The 18,461-nt window shown below is 56.2% G+C and carries 16 protein-coding genes; 9 read left to right on the top strand and 7 right to left on the bottom strand.

The genetic code is table 11. From position 1 onward, the window contains the following. Positions 1 to 82 precede the first annotated feature (82 nt). A complete protein-coding gene (locus NR114_RS03865) occupies positions 83 to 1,066 on the bottom strand; it encodes a threo-3-hydroxy-L-aspartate ammonia-lyase (RefSeq protein WP_174574091.1) in 984 nt (327 codons plus the stop codon). Positions 1,067 to 1,151: 85 nt separating this feature from the next. On the opposite strand from NR114_RS03865, the gene NR114_RS03870 reads away from it, so the two are divergent. The 7 genes from NR114_RS03870 (at position 1,152) to NR114_RS03900 (ending at position 7,679) form a co-directional block, all read left to right on the top strand. Then, entirely contained in the window at positions 1,152 to 1,793 is a 642-nt protein-coding gene (locus tag NR114_RS03870) for a transcriptional regulator (RefSeq protein ID WP_234529392.1), read from the top strand. A 117-nt stretch (positions 1,794 to 1,910) separates the two neighbouring features. Beyond that, a complete protein-coding gene (gene lolC / locus NR114_RS03875) occupies positions 1,911 to 3,113 on the top strand; it encodes a lipoprotein-releasing ABC transporter permease subunit LolC (RefSeq protein ID WP_234529391.1) in 1,203 nt (400 codons plus the stop codon). After that, positions 3,106 to 3,810, top strand: a complete 705-nt coding sequence (gene lolD, locus NR114_RS03880; RefSeq protein WP_020826458.1) for a lipoprotein-releasing ABC transporter ATP-binding protein LolD — start codon at positions 3,106 to 3,108, stop codon at positions 3,808 to 3,810. The genes lolC and lolD overlap by 8 nt, the downstream gene beginning before the upstream one ends. Next, a complete protein-coding gene (gene lolE, locus NR114_RS03885; RefSeq protein ID WP_044549982.1) occupies positions 3,810 to 5,057 on the top strand; it encodes a lipoprotein-releasing ABC transporter permease subunit LolE in 1,248 nt (415 codons plus the stop codon). Before lolD ends, lolE begins: the two co-directional genes overlap by 1 nt. 54 nt (positions 5,058 to 5,111) lie before the next feature. After that, the gene (gene nagK, locus NR114_RS03890; RefSeq protein WP_020826460.1) at positions 5,112 to 6,032 is read left to right on the top strand and encodes an N-acetylglucosamine kinase; all 921 of its coding nucleotides are present in this window, start codon (positions 5,112 to 5,114) and stop codon (positions 6,030 to 6,032) included. An 11-nt stretch (positions 6,033 to 6,043) separates the two neighbouring features. Further along, the gene (gene cobB / locus NR114_RS03895) at positions 6,044 to 6,880 is read left to right on the top strand and encodes a Sir2 family NAD+-dependent deacetylase (protein WP_046373822.1); all 837 of its coding nucleotides are present in this window, start codon (positions 6,044 to 6,046) and stop codon (positions 6,878 to 6,880) included. A gap of 85 nt (positions 6,881 to 6,965) precedes the next feature. Continuing rightward, the gene (locus NR114_RS03900) at positions 6,966 to 7,679 is read left to right on the top strand and encodes a MurR/RpiR family transcriptional regulator (protein ID WP_116690697.1); all 714 of its coding nucleotides are present in this window, start codon (positions 6,966 to 6,968) and stop codon (positions 7,677 to 7,679) included. 23 nt (positions 7,680 to 7,702) lie between these two features. Here NR114_RS03900 and NR114_RS03905 read toward each other — a convergent pair whose 3' ends face one another. Together NR114_RS03905 and NR114_RS03910 are read right to left on the bottom strand one after the other, a co-directional pair. After that, positions 7,703 to 9,088, bottom strand: a complete 1,386-nt coding sequence (locus NR114_RS03905; protein ID WP_234529390.1) for a glycoside hydrolase — start codon at positions 9,086 to 9,088, stop codon at positions 7,703 to 7,705. Positions 9,089 to 9,111: 23 nt separating this feature from the next. After that, positions 9,112 to 10,671, bottom strand: a complete 1,560-nt coding sequence (locus NR114_RS03910) for a PTS transporter subunit EIIC (RefSeq protein WP_217331101.1) — start codon at positions 10,669 to 10,671, stop codon at positions 9,112 to 9,114. A gap of 372 nt (positions 10,672 to 11,043) precedes the next feature. Between NR114_RS03910 and pepT the strand changes: the two genes are divergently transcribed. Together pepT and NR114_RS03920 are read left to right on the top strand one after the other, a co-directional pair. Beyond that, the gene (pepT, locus tag NR114_RS03915) at positions 11,044 to 12,273 is read left to right on the top strand and encodes a peptidase T (RefSeq protein ID WP_234529389.1); all 1,230 of its coding nucleotides are present in this window, start codon (positions 11,044 to 11,046) and stop codon (positions 12,271 to 12,273) included. Between the two features lie 85 nt (positions 12,274 to 12,358). Further along, positions 12,359 to 13,450 (top strand): malate/lactate/ureidoglycolate dehydrogenase, encoded by a 1,092-nt coding sequence (locus NR114_RS03920; protein WP_020826466.1) that lies wholly within the window; start codon positions 12,359 to 12,361, stop codon positions 13,448 to 13,450. Between the two features lie 51 nt (positions 13,451 to 13,501). Here NR114_RS03920 and NR114_RS03925 read toward each other — a convergent pair whose 3' ends face one another. From NR114_RS03925 to NR114_RS03940, 4 genes are all read right to left on the bottom strand, one after another. Continuing rightward, complete coding sequence (locus NR114_RS03925) at positions 13,502 to 14,623, bottom strand: cupin domain-containing protein (RefSeq protein ID WP_176983953.1); 1,122 nt, start codon at positions 14,621 to 14,623, stop codon at positions 13,502 to 13,504. 84 nt (positions 14,624 to 14,707) lie between these two features. Then, positions 14,708 to 16,165, bottom strand: a complete 1,458-nt coding sequence (gene phoQ, locus NR114_RS03930; protein WP_041415330.1) for a two-component system sensor histidine kinase PhoQ — start codon at positions 16,163 to 16,165, stop codon at positions 14,708 to 14,710. Positions 16,166 to 16,170: 5 nt separating this feature from the next. After that, the gene (gene phoP, locus NR114_RS03935; RefSeq protein ID WP_020826469.1) at positions 16,171 to 16,842 is read right to left on the bottom strand and encodes a two-component system response regulator PhoP; all 672 of its coding nucleotides are present in this window, start codon (positions 16,840 to 16,842) and stop codon (positions 16,171 to 16,173) included. Positions 16,843 to 17,162: 320 nt separating this feature from the next. After that, positions 17,163 to 18,443, bottom strand: coding sequence for a cytochrome c (locus NR114_RS03940; RefSeq protein ID WP_142815394.1), 1,281 nt, complete (start codon positions 18,441 to 18,443; stop codon positions 17,163 to 17,165). Positions 18,444 to 18,461: the final 18 nt, after the last annotated feature.

Below are 18,461 nucleotides of genomic sequence, written 5' to 3' on the forward strand. Positions count from 1 at the left end.
TAACGTTAGCGGGCGAATAAATTCGCCCCGATGACTCAGCCATAGGCCAGAGATTGAAGGTTGTATTGCCCGTAATGCAGAGTTATTCCTGCGCGCCCATCGCAAGATAGTCGGCGATTTTATCAACGTCGACGTTGCCGCCGCTGACGATCACCCCGACCTTTTTACCCCGCAGGTCGAGCAGTGAATTCATCGCCGCCGCCGCGGCCAGGCAGCCTGTGGGCTCGACCACCATTTTCATCCGTTCCATAAAGAAACGCATCTGTCGGCACAGCTGCTGGTCGCTGACCGTTAAAATATCTTCTACATACTGTTGAATGATCGGGAACGTCAGCGTGCCCACCTGCTGCGTTTGCGCACCGTCGGCGATGGTTTTTGGCACCGGGATCTGTACCGGCTGGCCGCTACGGAACGCCAGCTGAACGTCGTTACCTGCCTGTGGTTCAACGCCGAAAACGCGGCACCCGGGCGACCAGTGGTGTGCCGCCACCGCGCTGCCCGCCAGCAAACCACCGCCGCCGGTGCACACCAACAAGACGTCCAGCGGCCCGACTTCCTCAATCAACTCTTTGGCGGCGGTGCCTTGGCCGGCGATCACCTGCGGGTAATCATAAGGCGGCACTATCGTCAGCCCCTGTTCGGCTGCCAGCCGTTGAGTTATGGCAGCACGGTCTTCACTGTGACGCTGATAAATCACGACGTTGGCGCCGTAGCCGCGCGTTGCTGCCAGCTTGGTTGCCGGTGCGTCGTGCGGCATCACGATGGTCACCTTGACCCCCAGTTCCCGTGCCGCCAATGCCATTGCCTGCGCATGGTTGCCGGAGGAGAAGGCAATTACACCAGCCTGGCGCTGCGCCGGGCTCAATTGAGCAATAGAATTGTACGCGCCACGAAACTTGAAGGCGCCTACACGCTGGAAGTTTTCGCACTTGAAGAACAGCTGCGCCCCGGCGATGTTGTCGGCCTGCTGCGAGGTCATGACCGGTGTGCGCAGGGCATGTCCTGCCAGAATTTCGGCGGCGGTAGAGATATCGGTGGCGGTGATGCAGTGGGGCGTTGAACTCATGGCGACCTCGTCTGGTGAAAGGTTGATTGATTACCCGATCATTTTAATTTACTCTTTGTAAAGTTATTGTCAAATGGTTAAGTTTATGAGCGATCTCAGGCAGGAAAATGCGCTGCTGTTGCGCGAAGCGGAAAAAATTGTTCAGGCACTGGGCGCGATGTTTGCGCCCAGCTGTGAAGTGGTGTTGCACGATCTGACGCAACCGAATCATGCCATCGTCAGCATCGCCAATAACCTGTCGAACCGCAGTATCGGCGATGCCGCCAGCGAAATGGGGCTTGAGCGTATTGCCTCGCCGGATTTTCCGGACGTGGTGCAAAACTATGCCAATGCGTTCCCGGATGGGCGTCCGGCCAAGAGCACCTCCATTGGTCTGCGCAACAGCCAAGGGGTCTACGTGGCGGCAATCTGCCTTAACCTGGACGTTTCAATCTTCAACAGCGTCAACGCCATCCTGCAACAACTGACCGCGGTGGTGCAGAGCACGCCGCAGGCGGTGGATGAAGGGGCTCGCTCACTGTCCGACATTGCTTCAGTGATCAACAACTTTGCCGCTTCGCATGCCACTGCACCGCGCGCGCTCACGTCTGAGCAGCGTGTTCAGGTGATCCAGCAACTAAAGCAGCAGGGCTATCTGCAACTGCGCGGGGCAGCCACCATGGCGGCGGAGGCGCTGGGGATTTCCCGGGTCTCGGTTTACAACCTGTTAAAGCGCGATGCCGGGTGACGTGCTGCCGCTGGCGCGATCGACGGAATAAAAGGCGTCAGGGTGGTTCCCTAAACGGGGTATAGCCTTTATTATCCTTGATCACTTTGCTTAAGCTACGGCAACAAAACGGATTTCATGTATCAACCTGTCGCGTTATTCATTGGCCTGCGCTACATGCGCGGGCGGGCATCAGACCGCTTCGGACGGTTTGTTTCCTGGCTTTCCACCATCGGCATTACGCTGGGGGTGATGGCGTTGGTCACCGTATTGTCGGTGATGAACGGTTTTGAAAAGGATCTGGAAAACAACATACTCGGTCTGATGCCGCAGGCGTTGATCACCAGCCCACAGGGCTCGATCAACCCTCAGCAGATCCCGGCATCGGCGGTACAAAGCCTGCGGGGCGTTAGCCGCGTAGCGCCACTGACCACCGGTGACGTAGTGCTGCAAAGCGCTCGCAGCGTGGCGGTCGGCGTGATGTTGGGGGTCAATCCGGACGAAGCCGATCCTTTGACGCCGTTCCTGGTCAACGTCAAGCAGCAGCTGTTGCAGCCGGGCCAGTACAACATCATTATCGGCGAGCAGTTGGCCGGGCAACTTGGCGTAAAACGCGGCGATCCGCTGCGGGTGATGGTGCCCAGCGCCAGCCAGTTCACGCCGATGGGCCGCATCCCTATTCAACGCCTGTTTACCGTGGTCGGCACTTTCCATGCCAACAGCGAAGTGGACGGCACCCAGATGCTGGTCAATCAGCAGGATGCCTCACGTCTGTTACGCTACCCGGCGGGCAATATCACCGGATGGCGCCTGTTCCTGCAGCAGCCGCTGACGGTCGATACTCTCAGCCAACAGAAATTGCCGCAGGGCACCGAGTGGAAAGACTGGCGCGAGCGCAAGGGCGAGCTGTTCCAGGCAGTGCGTATGGAGAAAAACATGATGGGGCTGTTGCTTAGCCTGATCGTGGCCGTCGCGGCCTTTAACATCATCACTTCACTCGGCCTGCTGGTGATGGAGAAGCAGGGCGAAGTTGCCATTCTGCAGACCCAGGGCCTGACGCGTCGACAGATCATGTCGGTATTTATGGTGCAAGGCGCCAGCGCCGGCATTATCGGCTCGCTGCTCGGTACGCTGCTGGGCGTGTTGCTGGCCAGCAACCTGAATAACCTGATGCCGATCCTCGGCGCTTTGATTGACGGCGCATCGCTGCCGGTGGCGGTGGATCCGCTGCAGGTGACGATTATCGCCGTAGCGGCGATGGCGGTGTCTCTGTTGTCCACGCTTTACCCTTCATGGCGCGCTGCCGCCGTACAACCCGCTGAGGCTTTACGTTATGAGTAACCATCTTTTGTTGCAGTGCGACAACCTGTGCAAGACCTATCAGGAAGGCAACCTGCATACCGACGTACTGCGCAATGTCAGCTTTGCCATGCAGCCGGGCGAGATGATGGCGATTGTCGGCAGCTCGGGTTCCGGTAAAAGTACCTTGCTGCATCTGCTGGGTGGGCTGGACTCACCAACCTCCGGCGAGGTGATTTACAAAGGGCAGTCTCTGAACACCCTGTCATCGGCCGCCAAGGCGGAGCTGCGTAACCGCCAGTTGGGCTTTATCTACCAGTTCCATCATCTGTTGCCTGACTTTACCGCGCTGGAAAACGCCGCGATGCCTTTGCTGATCGGCGGGATGAAACCGGCGCAGGCGCAGGAAAAGGCGCTGGAAATGCTGACGGCGGTCGGGCTGGCAAAGCGCAGCAAGCACCGGCCGTCAGAACTCTCCGGCGGTGAGCGTCAGCGCGTGGCGATTGCCCGTGCGCTGGTCAATAACCCGTCGCTGGTATTGGCGGACGAACCTACCGGTAACCTCGATAAACGCACTGCCGACAGCATTTTCGATCTGCTCGGCGAATTGAACGTGCGCCAGGGCACTGCGTTTCTGGTGGTCACTCATGACTTGCAGTTGGCCAAGCGCCTCAGCCGCCAGCTGGAAATGGCCGATGGCCATCTGCAGGCCCAGTTGACGCTGTTGGGGGCTGAGTAATGGCGGGAGCGTCACTTTCGTTTCTGACGGCCCTGCGCTTCAGCCGTGGGCGCAAGCGCGGCGGCATGGTGTCGCTGATCTCGGTGATTTCCACCATAGGTATCGCGCTGGGCGTGGCGGTGCTGATCGTCGGCCTGAGCGCCATGAACGGTTTTGAGCGCGAGCTGAAAAATCGCATTTTGGCGGTGGTGCCGCACGGTGAAATAGAGCCGGTGAAGCAGCCGTTCAAAGACTGGTCGTCAATTTTGCAACGGGTGGAGAAGGTGCCTGGTATTTTGGCTGCCGCTCCCTATATCAACTTTACCGGCCTGATGGAAAACGGCGCACAGCTGCGGGCGGTCGGGGTGAAAGGGGTGGATCCTCAGCAGGAAAACCAGCTTAGCGCGCTGCCGAAATATGTGCAGGGCGACGCCTGGGCCAATTTCAAAAGCGGTGAGCAACAGGTGATCCTCGGCAAGGGCGTCGCCGACGCTTTGGGCGTCAAGCAGGGCAGCTATGTGACGGTGATGATCCCCAACAGCGACCCGCAGATGAAGCTGTTGCAACCGAAGCGCATTCGTTTACACGTTACCGGGATTTTGCAGCTCAGCGGTCAGCTCGATCACAGTCTGGCTATGGTGCCACTGGCCGATGCCCAACAGTATCTGGACATGGGTGACAGCGTCACAGGTATTGCCATCAAGGTTAACGACGTGTTTGCCGCCAACAAGCTGGTGCGCGACGCCGGTGAAGTCACCAATTCCTACGTGTATATCAAGAGTTGGATCGGCACCTACGGCTATATGTACCGCGATATCCAGATGATCCGCGCGATTATGTATTTGGCGATGGTGCTGGTGATCGGCGTGGCCTGTTTTAACATTGTCTCCACACTGGTGATGGCGGTGAAGGACAAGAGTGGTGATATCGCCGTACTGCGCACCTTGGGGGCCAAAGACGGTTTTATCCGCGCCATATTTATCTGGTACGGCCTGCTGGCCGGGCTGGTGGGTAGCCTCAGCGGCGTGGTGGTCGGGGTTATCGCCTCACTGCAGCTGACCAACATCATCAAAGGATTGGAAAAGCTGATGGGGCATTCGTTCCTGTCGGGAGATATCTACTTCATCGACTTCCTGCCTTCCGAGCTACACTGGCTGGACGTGGTGATTGTACTGGTGACCGCGCTGGTGCTCAGCCTGTTGGCCAGCTGGTATCCGGCCAGGCGCGCCAGCCGTATCGATCCGGCGCGAGTGTTGAGCGGACAATAATGAAAATCAGGGGAGGCAGAGATGCCGCCCCTTTTTTTAGCCTGAGGGTGGGTTATGTACTACGGTTTCGATATGGGCGGCACCAAGATTGAGCTGGGCGTGTTCGATGCAGATCTGCAGCGTATCTGGCAAAAAAGGGTGCCGACGCCACGTGAGGATTATCGACAACTGCTGACGACGTTGCGCGATCTGACCTTTGAAGCGGATGCGTTTTGTGGCCAGAAAGGCATGGTAGGTATCGGTATTCCCGGCCTGCCCAACGACGATGACGGCACGGTTTTCACCGCCAACGTTCCGGCGGCGATGGGCCAGCGCTTGCCGCATGACCTGGCCGAGTTGATTGGCCGTGACGTACGCATCGATAACGACGCCAACTGCTTTGCGCTGTCGGAGGCCTGGGACGAGGAGTTTCGTCGCTATCCGACGGTGCTGGGCATTATTCTCGGTACCGGGGTAGGCGGCGGGCTAATCGTCGACGGTAAGGTGCTCTCCGGGCGTAACTATATCGCCGGTGAATTTGGTCATTTCCGTCTGCCGGTGGATGCGCTGGAGGTGTTGGGACGTGATATACCTCGCGTTCCTTGCGGGTGCGGTCATCAGGGTTGCATCGAAAATTACATTTCTGGCCGCGGTTTTGAGTGGATGTACGGCCACTTTTACCAGCAGCACTTGCCTGCGCAGCAGATCATTGCGCATTATCAGGCAGGTGAGCCGCAGGCGGTGGCTCATGTCGAACGTTTCATGGACGTCCTGGCGATATGCCTGGGCAATCTGCTGACCATCATCGATCCGCATCTGGTGGTGATTGGCGGTGGCTTGTCGAATTTTGACGCTATTTACCAGGCGTTACCGCAGCGTTTGCCGGCGCATGTGTTGCGCGTGGCCAAGCTGCCACGAATTGAAAAAGCCCGTTACGGGGACGCCGGTGGCGTACGCGGGGCGGCGTTCCTCAATTTGGTTAACAGGGAAAAGTAAGGAGAGAGTTAATGCACACTCGTCATCGGCTGTGTCAGTTTCGCAAGAGTAAGCATGTGCTGCATCAGCGCTTTCGTTCGCGGATTTTTCATCGCGATACCATGGCGGCGGCCGAGCTGAAAAAGCCGTTTGTCGTGGTGTTGACCGGCGCCGGGATCTCGGCTGAGTCGGGTATTCGTACCTTCCGGGCGGCAGACGGGTTGTGGGAAGAGCATAGCGTGGAGGATGTTGCTACGCCGGAAGGTTATCAGCGCGATCCACAGCTGGTACAGGCGTTTTACAATGAACGCCGTCGTCAGCTGCAATCGCCGGACATTGCACCTAACGCTGCGCATCGTGCCCTGGCGGATCTGGAAGCCTGGTTGGGGGATAACTTCCTGCTGGTAACGCAAAATATCGATAACCTGCATGAGCGCGCAGGTAGCTCACGGGTGTTGCATATGCACGGTGAGCTGTTGAAAGTTCGCTGCACCAGCTCCGGGCAGGTCTTTGACTGGCCGGAAGACCTTAGCGTGGACGACCGCTGCCATTGTTGTCAATTCCCGGCCCCGTTGCGCCCACACGTGGTGTGGTTCGGCGAAATGCCGCTGGGCATGGATGAAATTTATCAGGCACTGGCCAAGGCCGACTTTTTCGTCGCCATTGGCACCTCGGGCCACGTTTATCCGGCGGCGGGCTTTGTGCATGAAGCGCGGCTGGGGGGGGCGCATACCATGGAGCTCAACCTGGAGCCCAGCCAGGTGGAAAGTCAGTTTGATGAAAAACACTACGGCCAGGCCAGCGCGGTGGTACCACGTTTTGTGCACAAATTCCTGGTAGGGAAAGTTGAAAGGGCTGATAGGCCTTAACCCCAGGTCAATGCGCTGTCTGACTCGGGTAACTGGCCGGCCGTTTGACGCCGGCCTTTCTTTGGTTAAATGAGCAGGGGCGACGGTGAATTTCAAGCAGGTATTCAGCCAGGCGGATCTGAGCAAAACGGATCTCACCATCCTCAACGCTATCTTCGACAACCCGGACGCCTGCATTGACGAGGGTATCCGTGCGGTTTCCGTTCGTTGCCACAGTTCACCCTCGACCCTGGTGCGGTTGGCGAAAAAGCTGGGCTTTCGCGGCTATCTGGAACTGGTGTATTTCATCAAGTTCAACCTGGTGATGGCACCGGCTTTTCAGGAGCAGCCGCAGCCGACGGCACCGGCCAGCTTAAAACAACAGACCCAATTCCTTGATCTGCTCGACAGCGGCAAAATCCTTATCCACGGCAGCGGTTTCTCGCAACTGGTGGCGCAGTATATGTACAACAAATTTATGACGCTGGGCATCGACAGCTACCTGTCGCTGTGGCCGGATTTCGAGATCCTCGATCGAGAGATGCGTTTCCGGTTTGATATGGTGATTGTGATTTCAAAATCGGGCAACAGCAGCTCGGCGCTGAGTTGGAGCGACGCGGTGAAACGCAATAATATCCGGCTGGCGGCGTTTTGTGGCGACGGAAACAGCCCGCTGGCGCAGCAGGCCGATATGACCTTTATTTACGAGGATCGGCAAAAGTACGACCACGATATTTACTATCCCAACCCGTTTTTCGGCCACTGCCTGCTGGGGTTTGAGAACCTGATCAAAGCCTGGTTTGAACGGCGCAGCCGTTGAGGCCTGCGCCGTTTCAGCCCTGCTTAATGCCAATGCTTGGCATACTGGTGATGAGCCTGCAGGTACTCTTCAACCAGCGTTTTTGCCAGCGAGTAAGAGTTGACCAGCGGATGCACCATCAGCGCCTTGATGGCCTTCTGACGATTCCCTTCCAGAATGGCGGCAACCGCCAGGCGTTCGTACTCTTTGACCTGGGAGATCAGGTTTTTCTGGGTGTCGGGAATATCATTCATTTTTACCGGGTGAATGCCCGCGTTGCTGAGTTCGCAGCTGATTTCAATCACGTCTTCCGGGTGCAGGAAGTCGAGCGTCCCGTTGTTCTGCATCGACACCACCACGCGTTTTTGCTGGCCGTTGTTTACCGCCTCCAAAATGTCTATTGCCACCCCGGCATAACCGCCACTGTCAGGCTGTTCGATAAACTGCTGCAGCGTCAGCATCTCACGCTCTTTGACTTTACCCTGGCTGGATTCGCGCTGCATGTAGGAGTTTTCCCGCGTCAGATAGTGAGCGAAATAGACGCTGAAAGCCTGCTCCAGCTGCGTGGCAATATCCAGCCTGGCTAGGTCGGCCTGCATTTGCTGGTTTATCAGCGCAATCTGTTCGCCACGGGTTTCGCCGGCATCGACGATGGCGGCGATCGCCTGTTCCCGGTAGTAGTAGTAATACAGATACTCATTGAGCATCAGGTTATCGGACAGCGCGACCAGCTCTGGCGAGAAATATTTCATGCAGGTATCACGGTACAGGCGTGGGTCGGCCAGCAGTTGCTCGCTCACCTCCTGGCCATTGACCCGCACATTGCGGAACCATGACAGGTGATTTAGCCCAAAGCAGTCGACGCTAAGCTCGGACTCACGACAGCCCAGCAGTTCCGCCAGCTCACGGATAAACTCGCTGGGCGCGTCGCATATGCCGTACACCTTGCGTTTGAAGCCGGATTTGATGATGGCTTCGGTCACCATGCCGGAGGGGTTGGTAAAGTTGAACAGTACCGCGTCCGGTGATGATACCTGCTCTATGAGCCGACAATATTCCACTATGGCCGGAATAGAACGCATCGCCATGGCAAAGCCGCCGGCACCGGTGGTTTCTTGCCCCAGAACCTGATGATTGAGTGCGATACGTTCGTCATGAATGCGGCCTTCTTCACCGCCGATACGCAGGGTGGTGATGATATAATCGGCTCCGCTCAGCGCCTGATGGGCGTCGTTGCTCAGGCTGAACCTGATGTCGCTGCGGATACGCTCGAAGACACCCTGTGCGATGGCGCCGTAGACCGCCAATTTCTCCCGATCGGTATCCATAAACACCACTTCGGTGACGCCGATGCGGTGGGCGTTATAGGCAATGGACTTGGCCAGGAACGGTGAGCGTACGCCACCGCCGCCCAGAACGGTTAATTTCATGAATTTTCTCCCAATAAATAAAGTTATAATGCTGCTAAATATTTTTCGACCTGACTCTTCACTTTTCCGACGGTGACACCATAAATCACCTGGACTTCACGCCGGCTTTTCACCACGCCTTTTGCTCCGGTACTTTTTAATGCGGCCTCATCAATTAATTGCATGTCTTTTAGTTCGACGCGTAATCGGGTGAAGCAGTTGTCGACGGAAATAATGTTTTCTTTGCCACCCAGGGCACGAATAATAATCCCGCTTAACTCATTGGGTGTATTTTTGCTGTTCTGATAATCCTGTTTGGAATAGAGCTTGACCCCGTCGTCATCCTCACGGCCCGGCGTTTTTAAATTAAGCTTCAGCACCAGAGTTTTGAACACCAGGTAATACACCGCGAACTGCACCAGACCAATCACCACGTACAGTGGCCAGCGGGTGAGGGCGACCGGTAACGGCAGGTTGTAAACCAGGAATTCGATCAGGCCGCTGGCACCCCAGGGTCGAACGTCGAACAGGTTACACGCAACTTGCGAAAGCGCGGTCAGCACGGCGTGTATCACCCACAGCAACGGTGAGATAAACAGGAAGGTGAACTCTATCGGTTCGGTTATGCCTACCAGAATGGAAGTGGTGATGGCCGGGATCAATATCGCCTTGGCCAGCACTTTTTTCTCCGGTTTGGCGGTGTGATAGAACGCCAACGCAGCGCCTGACAGGCCGAAAATAGTCACCATGCCCTGTTGCGAAAAGCGCAGTGCCTCGTTCATCAGCGGGGAGATGCTCGGGTCGCGCATATAAGCGAGGAAAATAGCCTGCGAGCCCGACACCGTATGGCCGTCTTGTACAATTGAACCGCCGATGCTGGTCAACTGAAATGGCGACCAGATAAAATGATGCAGACCGGTGGGGATCAGGAATTTTTCGAAAAAGCCATAGACGAAGACCCCGAGCGAACCTGAGCTTTTCATAAAGCCGGTCAGGGAAATCAGCCCGTGTGAAATAGCCGGCCAAAGGTAGCTGAAACCGACGGCATACAGCATGATCACCGGCGTCATGGCGATTAGCACCAGCTTGGAACCGCCATAGACGGAAAGTACGCCGTTCAGCTCCACGTTACACAATCTGTTGTGCACCCAGGCGATAGTGACACCGAGGATCAGGCCGAGGAAAATACCCATATCCACCACGGTAAAGCCCAGCAGTTCGGTTTGCCCGGTGCCGTAATATTCCCCATTGATTTTCTGAGCTATGTGACCGCTTAATTGCAGATAGGATGAGTTGGCGCCCAGGAACATAATAAAGCACATCACGGCAACCAGCGCCGCTTCGCTTTTTTTATCCTTCGCCAGGCCGTAGGTAATACCGATGCAAAAAATCAGCCCGAGATTACCAAACAGCGGCCAAAAGGTATCACCGATCATTTTGCCGATATGAAATACGCCGGAGTTTTCATTCACCAGCGTGGCATTGGTGAGAATAGAGCTTAATGCCAGAATCAGACCAATTACCGGCAGAAAGAATATTGGCCCCATCATGGCTTTGGAGAAAATCTGCAGCTTGCTTAAGATATTATCAATAATATCTTTCATAGCAGTTCCTTTTTTATATTTTAGTGGATAATGACGTTGCTGGTAATACTCCCTGGTATGGCGAAATAAAAATGATTTTGAATGCGGCAACCCCTGCCTTAAACCAGTTATAGGTGGAATGATTTAGCGATGCAATCAGCCGCCGGAAAAAGGTACCGGTGGTCAATGACTGACAACCGGTACCAGGCGTGAAGAGGATCACATAAGGGGGGTAGTGAAAGGTAAGATGGACAGACACCAAGGGAGGAGGCGAAATATCAAACACCACAAGAATTAATGATTTCCGTTAAATCTGGTTAAAAATGACCTGTCTCAATATTTGATCTCGATCGGTTCCGCATAATGAAACGCGAAATTCTGAGGGCGGATACCATGGATAAACTACTTGATCGCTTTTTTAACTACGTCTCATTCGACACGCAATCTAAAGCGAACGTCAAACATGTGCCGAGCACCGACGGGCAATTGAAGCTGGCGCGTGCGTTGCAGCAGGAAATGATTGAACTGGGTTTTGAACGGGTGTCGCTCAGTGAGCATGGCTGCGTGATGGGCACCTTGCCGGGGAACGTTACCTGGCCCGTGCCGGCGATAGGCTTTATTGCCCACCTGGATACTTCACCGGATTTTACCGGTAAGCACGTCAACCCGCAGATCGTCGAAAATTACCGTGGCGGCGATATTGCCTTGGGCATTGGTGATGAAGTGCTGTCGCCAGTGATGTTCCCGATCCTGCACCAGATGTTGGGGCAGACGCTGATCACCACCGACGGTAAAACGCTGCTCGGTGCCGATGACAAGGCGGGCATCGCCGAAATCCTGACCGCCATGGTGCGACTGCAGCAGCGCAACATTCCGCACGGCGAAATCCGCGTAGCCTTTACACCGGATGAAGAGGTGGGCAAAGGGGCGCGGTTGTTTGACGTGGCGCAGTTCGATGCCGAATGGGCCTATACCGTGGACGGTGGCGGCGTGGGTGAGTTGGAGTGCGAAAACTTCAACGCAGCATCGGTGACGGTGAAAATTGTCGGTAACAATGTCCACCCGGGCAGCGCCAAAGGAGTGATGGTGAATGCCTTATCGTTGGCGACGCGTATTCAGCAGGCGTTACCGGTGGATGAAACCCCGGAAACCACCAGCGGCTATCAGGGGTTCTACCACCTCAGCAGCTTTAAGGGGAGCGTTGAGCGCGCCGAGATGCAGTACATCCTGCGTGATTTTGAGCGTGAGGGTTTTGAGGCACGTAAACGCCGGATGATAGAGGTCGCTCAACAGGTGGGCAAAGGTCTGCCGCGCGATTGTTATATTGAAGTCACGATTGAAGACAGCTATTACAACATGCGTGAACAGGTGGCAGAGCATCCGCATGTGATTGCATTGGCACAGCAGGCAATGCGTGATTGTGATATCGAACCGATCATGAAACCGATTCGCGGCGGTACCGACGGCGCTCAGCTGTCGTTTCGCGGCTTGCCTTGCCCAAATCTGTTCACCGGGGGTTATAACTACCACTGCAAGCATGAGTTTGTGTCGCTGGAAGGGATGGAACAGGCGGTTTCGGTTATTATGCGCATCGCCGCGCTGACCGCCGAACGTGCCAAATAACCTCGATGAGATTGAGTATAATTGCTTGCCGTAACAATGATTTGCTCCTAGTGTAGGATATATTTCCAGCACAAGGAGCCGTATCATGAGCAGTACCGAGCACCGTATCGATCGCCAGTGTCTTGAGCAGTTTGTGCAGGCTATTTGGCGCCACGCCGGCAGTACCGAGCAGGAGGCCGCGCGGGTGGCGGATCATCTGGTTCAGGCGAATCTGGCCGGGCACGATTCCCACGGCGTAGGCATGATCCCCAGCTATATGTCGTCATTGGCACAGGGGCATTTGCAGCTTAACGTTCATGCCAAAGTGGTGCGCGATGCCGGAGCGGTGCTGACGGTGGACGGCGGACAGGGTTTTGGCCAGGTCGTCGCCTGTGAGGCGATGGAAAAAGGCATAGAGCGCGCCCGGCAGTTGGGGCTGGCTGCGGTGGCGTTGCACAACTCACATCACATTGGCCGCATTGGCCACTGGGCCGAGCAGTGTGCGCGAGCCGGTTTTATCTCTATCCATTTCGTCAATGTGGTGGGCGATCCTATGGTGGCACCGTTCGGCGGCAGTGACCGTCGTTTCGGCACCAACCCCTTCTGCGTTATTTTTCCCCGTAAGGATAAAAAACCGTTGCTGCTGGATTTTGCCACCAGCGGCATCGCGTTTGGTAAAACCCGCGTGGCCTACAACAAAGGTTTGAGCGTCGCGCCGGGTTATCTGATCGACCAACACGGCCAGCCAACGACGGAACCCAAGGTGATGCACGAACAGCCGTTTGGCTCGTTGCTGCCTTTCGGTGCCCATAAAGGCTATGCGTTAGCCACGTTATGCGAAATCCTCGGCGGTGCGCTGTCCGGTGGCCGCACTACTCATGCGGCGACGGTGAAATCCAACAGCGATGCTATTTTCAACTGTATGACCACCATCATCCTCAATCCGGAAGCCTTCGACGCGCCAGAGATGCAAACAGAGGCCGAGGCCTTTATCGATTGGGTGAAGGCTTCACCGCCAAGTGACGGCCAACCGATTGAAGTGCCGGGTGAGTGGGAAGACGCCAACCGTGAAGCGCGGTTGCGGCAGGGGATCCCGATAGACGACAACACCTGGCGGCAGATCTGTGCTGCGGCAACCCAGGCGGGCATGCCGGACGCCGAATTGGACGGTTATCAGACCAGGGCGTTGCGGGCATAAAAAAAGCCACCCGCCGAAACGCGGGTGGCTCTGGTCGCTAAAGGCCATGCCTCAGTCTTTGAAGTACCAGTAACCGCTGTTGACCAACGAGGTCAGCAGTGCCAGGAACGAAGGATCTTCGATCGCGTCGCCCAGCATGGCGGCATCCACGCAGAAATTCTGGCACATCGCATCGGCAGCCTGCTGATGTTCGGTATCCATCAGTTCACCGTTAGCAAAGCACTGGTCGCCAATGCGCAGTACGCGCAGGCCACCCAGACGCTGCAAAGGCTCGCCCTGTTGCAGCAGTTCGTAGATTTCACCGGCCTGATAAGGCGGCTCCGGCGGCGCAGCATCCAGCTCATGACGGGTCTGGGAGATAAACTCGCCGAACCACTGCTGGAAGTGTTCAGGTTGCTGAACCAAATCCACCATCATCTGGCGCAGCGCATCGACTTCCTGCGGCAGCACTTCTGCCGGATGCTCACGCAACTGAATATCCGGGTCGCTGTAGCGCTTACTGCCCAGTTCGCGGGCCAGCACGTAGTCGGCAAAGCCACTGACCAACTCGCGGCCGTTCGGGGCGCGGAAACCTACCGAGTAATTCAGCGCATTTTCCAGCGCGTAGCCTTCATGTGGGAAGCCCGGTGGGATATACAGAATATCGCCCGGTTCCATTTCTTCATCGATGATGGCGTCGAAAGGCTCAACCTGCAGCAGGTCCGGGTGCGGGCAGTGCTGTTTCATCGGCACTTTTTCACCCACGCGCCAGCGACGGCGGCCGGTACCCTGAATGATAAAGACGTCATACTGATCGAGGTGCGGGCCAACGCCGCCACCGGGGACCGAGAACGAGATCATCAGATCGTCCATCCGCCAGTCCGGCAGCTTACGGAACGGGAGCATCAGCGCACTGGAAGGTTCATGCCAGTGATCCACAGCCTGCACCAGCAGCGACCAGTTGTTTTCGCTCAGGTGATCAAAGCTCTCGAAAGGGCCGTGCGCAACCTGCCAGCGACCGTCCTGGTGGCTGACCAGACGGCTGTCCACTTCGTTCTCCATCGCCAGTCCGGCCAGCTCATCCGGGGAGATCGGATCGATAAAGTTTTTGAAGCCGCGCTTCAGAATAACCGGACGCTTTTGCCAATAGCGCTGCAAAAAGTCGTTCCAGTCCAGATCTAATTGATAATCCATGTTCTATTCCAGGATAGAGGAGTGAGCCTGAGTGCGATTATAACGGAAGTTTGGCCCCGTGGATCGGGGCCAGAGCGACAGAATTTACTCGTGATGATGGGAATCGTGCTGACGGGCGAAAGTGACCTGCATGCGAGCGCCGCCAAGCGGGCTGTCGCTGATGGTAATGGAACCGTCGTACTGTTCGATAATCTCCGCCGCCACCGACAATCCCAATCCTTGACCAGGACGCAGCGTATCTACTCGCTGGCCGCGTTGGAAGATCAATTCACGCTTGCTTTCCGGAATGCCTGGCCCGTCGTCATCGATGACGATAGTAAGGTATTTGTCGGAGTGCAGGGAGGTGATTTCAACGAACTCCAGGCAGTATTTACAGGCATTTTCCAACACGTTGCCCATCACTTCCATAAAGTCGTTTTTCTCCCCCATAAAGGTCACTTCCGGCGAAATATCCAGCGTGATCACCACACCTTTGCGCTGATACACCTTGTTCAGTGCCACGTTCAGGCTGTCGAGCAGCGCCGGGACCGAGTGGATCTCGCGCGTCAGCACCGTTTGCCCCGAATTGATGCTGGCCCGGTGCAGGTAGTAACCGATTTGCTGAGAAATACGGCTGATCTGGTCCAACATGATCGGCTCGACTTCCTCGATGGTGGTCTGCTTACCGGTACGTAATGAACGCAGCGTCGTTTGCAACACCGCCAACGGCGTTTTCAGGCTGTGGGTCAGATCGGAAAGCGTGGTGCGGTATTTGGTGTAACGCTGGCGCTCGTTGCGCACCAGAATATTCAGGTTACGTACCAGCCCACGCAGCTCGCTGGGGGGATTTTCGTCGAGTTGTTCTCGCTCGCCGTTTTCCAACTCACCAACCTGATTCACCAGCGCCTTGATGGGGCGCAAGCTCCAGTAGGCCGCCAGCCACAGCAAGGGGACCACCAACAGCAGGTTGGCCAGCAACACGTAGCTGAACCATTCCCATACCACGTCGGAGCGCTGTAATTCCTGTGGAATGGTATCGACCACCACGATACTCAAAGCCGGCAGCCGCGCGGTGGCCGCGTAGGTGTTGACCGCCACTGAGTGGGTCAGGGCGTTCTGGTCGTTGTCGTCATAGTCTTTAAGCTGATCCTGCGCCTTGGGGTTGTTGCCCAACACTTCACTACTGATACGGGTATCGGTATCGATTTCGTAGAAGCCGGACTCTTCCAGCCACTCTTTATTGATGCGTTTTTCCAGCTCAGGTACCTGGCGCTGGCTCCACAGCAGATTGCCTTTATCGTCGTAAATAAACACTAGGGTTGGGAAGTTGAGATCGATATCGGGCGGAATGGCAATGGTGAGTTTGTTATCTTTCCATTGGGCCAGGCTGAAAAACAGATTACTTTCACCGCGCAGTAGGCGGAAGGCAGTTTTGTCGAAGCTGACAATGTAACCGACTACCGCCACCAGACCATAGGACAGCGAGAGCGCCAGGATCACCCCAGCAGTGGCCATCAAAAAGCGGGCGCGCAGTGAGAAAGGCTTTTTACCCTTGTTGAACATGGCGATCATTTCGCATCAAAACGATAGCCCTGACCACGAACCGTGGTGATCACTTCCTGAGGGTATTCTGCCTGCAATTTTTTGCGTAAACGGCCCATCAGTACGTCGATGGTATGGCTTTCGCGCAGTTCGGCATCCGGGTACAGCTGCAGCATCAGCGAGTCTTTGCTGACCACCTTGCCGGCGTTGCGGATTAAGGTTTCGATGATGGTGTATTCGAATGCAGTCAGTTTGATCTGCTGTTCATTGACGCTCAGTTCGCGACGTGAAAGGTCGATTTGGAACGGAGGCAATACGATCACCTGAGAGGCCAAACCGCTGTTACGGCGCATCAGCGCCTGCATACGGGCAATCACTTCTTCCAGATGGAACGGCTTGGTCACATAGTCGTCGGCACCGGCTTCCAGCACCGCCACTTTGTCCTGCCAGCTTTCACGCGCGGTCAGCACCAGGATTGGCAGCTTCATCTGGTGGGCGCGCCAGCGGCGGATCAGGCTCAGGCCGTCTTCACCCGGCAGGCCGAGATCGACAATGGCGATGTCAGGCGCATGCTCTTGCAGGAAATAATCGGCTTCTTTGGCATCCTCTGCCGCATCAACCTGATGGCCCATTTCACGCATCTGTACGGAGAGGTGGTGGCGTAATAAACCGTTATCTTCAACAACCAGTACTCGCATGGCGAACTCCTGTGGATCGGCGGGTGAACATCCTGTCACCCACGCAGTAAAGGTAACACGCTCAGCAGCGTGTGAGGGATAGCGTGCGACAACCTAAGCCATCCGATCGTGATCTTGACGTTATGGTAGGTATAACCGGCTCTTACCGCAAGGGACGCAGAACCTTGGCAGGAAATAAGCGCTATCGATATTTAGTTCGCTGTCATTATCGACAAGGTCAAATAAACGTTGGATAAACAATGGCGAGGGAAAGTTAAACCAAACTTAAACGGAAGAGGCTGCGATGAGAGAACCGGACCCGGATGCCGGGCCCGCAAATGTTAAGGATGGGTCGGTTTGCTGACGCTGTTTTTACGGATCTCCTGCACTTCGGCGGCGGTAACTCGCGGCGCATGGTTGCCCCAACTGCTGCGTACAAAGGTCGCGAGTTCGGCAATTTGCTGGTCGTTCAACCGCCAGCCAAAGTCCGGCATGGTCAACCCTGTAGGGGCACCAACGGTTATGGGGGTACGGGAACCATTGATAACAATGCTGATCAGTGAGGAAGGATCATCGCTTAACAGCGCCGGATTGTGTGCCAACTGCGGGAAGGTATCACGGTAGCCCTTACCGTCGCTGCGATGGCAGGCGGCGCAATTATCTAGATAGGCTTGAGCGCCCGGGCGACTGACATCCCCTTTTGCCAGCAGAGCAGCTGTGCTGCCGTCTTGCGGCAATGGCTTCTCCTGATTATCTGCCTGTAATGATTGCAGATAGCCGGCGATAGCGCGTAGGTCCTCATCACTCAGGTATTGCGTGCTGTCCTGAACCACGTCAACCATCGAGCCAAAAGCGGCAAATCGGTTGTTGTGGCCGGTTTTCAGAAAGCGGGTGATATCTTCCGCGTTCCAACCGCCCAAACCGCTTACCGCGTCCGCCCGCAGGTTGGCGGCATGCCAGCCTTCCAGCGTACCGCCGCTCAGATAGGCGCTGTCGCTTTGATTGAGCGCTTTCTCCTGGAAGCCAATACCGCGTGGCGTATGACAACTTCCGCAGTGGCCCAGCCCCTGCACCAGATAGGCTCCACGATTCCATTCGGCGCTTTGGGTGGCATCCGGCTGATAAGTTCCGTCCTCTCGGAACACCAGATCCCACATTGCCAGCGGCCAGCGCATATTCAGTGGCCAGGAAATATCGCTGTCTTTATTCTGTTGCGACACGGGGTGAACCTGATGGGTGAAATACAGGTACAGATCGCGCACATCCTCATCGCTGATTTTGGCAAAAGAGGGATAGGGCATCGCCGGGTAGAGTCGGGTGCCGTCGCGGGTGACACCTTTGCGCAATGCGTCGCTGAACTCCTGCAGGCTGTATTCGCCGATACCAGTCTGTTTGTCCGGGGTGATGTTAGTGGAGTAGATGGCCCCCACCGGCGTGGTCATTTTCAGGCCGCCGGCAAAGGGTGCACCGCCAGGGGCAGTATGGCAGGCGGCGCAGTCACCGGCACGCGCCAGATATTCGCCGTGCAGGAGCCGGGCGGCCAATTGCGGGTCATCGGCCGCCTGTACCGTCGCGGTGCCCAGCATCAACAGCGCCAGCAGCGAGGGAGTAAATCCTTTCATATGAAGCTCCTTATGCTT

It is taken from the genome of Serratia sp. Ser99, assembly GCF_024519545.1.
GTDB classification, from domain to species: Bacteria; Pseudomonadota; Gammaproteobacteria; order Enterobacterales; family Enterobacteriaceae; genus Serratia; species Serratia liquefaciens.

What these genes read in the sequence shown, in the direction of transcription:
- phoP (WP_020826469.1), bottom strand. Translation starts at nt 16,842, where the DNA reads ATGCGAGTACTGGTTGTTGAAGATAACGGTTTATTACGCCACCACCTC.
- cobB (WP_046373822.1), top strand. Translation starts at nt 6,044, where the DNA reads ATGCACACTCGTCATCGGCTGTGTCAGTTTCGCAAGAGTAAGCATGTG.
- NR114_RS03905 (WP_234529390.1), bottom strand. Translation starts at nt 9,088, where the DNA reads ATGAAATTAACCGTTCTGGGCGGCGGTGGCGTACGCTCACCGTTCCTG.
- NR114_RS03865 (WP_174574091.1), bottom strand. Translation starts at nt 1,066, where the DNA reads ATGAGTTCAACGCCCCACTGCATCACCGCCACCGATATCTCTACCGCC.
- lolC (WP_234529391.1), top strand. Translation starts at nt 1,911, where the DNA reads ATGTATCAACCTGTCGCGTTATTCATTGGCCTGCGCTACATGCGCGGG.
- nagK (WP_020826460.1), top strand. Translation starts at nt 5,112, where the DNA reads ATGTACTACGGTTTCGATATGGGCGGCACCAAGATTGAGCTGGGCGTG.
- lolE (WP_044549982.1), top strand. Translation starts at nt 3,810, where the DNA reads ATGGCGGGAGCGTCACTTTCGTTTCTGACGGCCCTGCGCTTCAGCCGT.
- NR114_RS03940 (WP_142815394.1), bottom strand. Translation starts at nt 18,443, where the DNA reads ATGAAAGGATTTACTCCCTCGCTGCTGGCGCTGTTGATGCTGGGCACC.
- NR114_RS03925 (WP_176983953.1), bottom strand. Translation starts at nt 14,623, where the DNA reads ATGGATTATCAATTAGATCTGGACTGGAACGACTTTTTGCAGCGCTAT.
- NR114_RS03910 (WP_217331101.1), bottom strand. Translation starts at nt 10,671, where the DNA reads ATGAAAGATATTATTGATAATATCTTAAGCAAGCTGCAGATTTTCTCC.
- pepT (WP_234529389.1), top strand. Translation starts at nt 11,044, where the DNA reads ATGGATAAACTACTTGATCGCTTTTTTAACTACGTCTCATTCGACACG.
- lolD (WP_020826458.1), top strand. Translation starts at nt 3,106, where the DNA reads ATGAGTAACCATCTTTTGTTGCAGTGCGACAACCTGTGCAAGACCTAT.
- NR114_RS03920 (WP_020826466.1), top strand. Translation starts at nt 12,359, where the DNA reads ATGAGCAGTACCGAGCACCGTATCGATCGCCAGTGTCTTGAGCAGTTT.
- NR114_RS03870 (WP_234529392.1), top strand. Translation starts at nt 1,152, where the DNA reads ATGAGCGATCTCAGGCAGGAAAATGCGCTGCTGTTGCGCGAAGCGGAA.
- phoQ (WP_041415330.1), bottom strand. Translation starts at nt 16,165, where the DNA reads ATGTTCAACAAGGGTAAAAAGCCTTTCTCACTGCGCGCCCGCTTTTTG.